This window comes from Pseudomonas sp. MCal1, assembly GCF_026341415.1.
Lineage (GTDB): Bacteria > Pseudomonadota > Gammaproteobacteria > Pseudomonadales > Pseudomonadaceae > Aquipseudomonas.
The window spans coordinates 1-451 of the sequence record NZ_JAKUMP010000038.1 but is presented as its reverse complement, the minus strand read 5'-3'; the positions used below and the strand labels follow the sequence as shown (position 1 = coordinate 451).

The window sequence follows — 451 nt, the reverse complement described above, 5'->3', positions numbered from 1 at the left end:
GAACTCACAAATTTTACCTTAGCCTGATCACCACCAGTGAAAGTGGCTTTCAGTCTATCTTTCTATCACATACCCAAGTTTTTAAAGAACGAACTAGTCAAAGACTAGAAATCAACATTCACCATCAGCCCGATGGAATGCTCATTTCTAAGCTCTTACTTCAGAAGCAGTAGTGGTGGAGCCAAGCGGGATCGAACCGCTGACCTCCTGCGTGCAAGGCAGGCGCTCTCCCAGCTGAGCTATGGCCCCGTATTTCTACAGGCGTTTCCCACACAAAATTGGTGGGTCTGGGCAGATTCGAACTGCCGACCTCACCCTTATCAGGGGTGCGCTCTAACCAACTGAGCTACAGACCCAATTTCGGGCTGCTTCTTTCGTCTTCTTCAATGAATCAAGCAATTCGTGTGGGAGCTTATGAAGCAGCTGATGTCGTCGATTAAGGAGGTGATCC

Annotated in this window: 2 tRNA genes; both read right to left on the bottom strand. The window is 48.6% G+C overall.

Going from position 1 to position 451, the window contains the following annotated elements:
* Positions 1–173 precede the first annotated feature (173 nt).
* A tRNA-Ala gene (locus MKZ87_RS28855) sits at positions 174–249 on the bottom strand.
* Positions 250–279: 30 nt separating this feature from the next.
* A tRNA-Ile gene (locus tag MKZ87_RS28850) sits at positions 280–356 on the bottom strand.
* Positions 357–451: the final 95 nt, after the last annotated feature.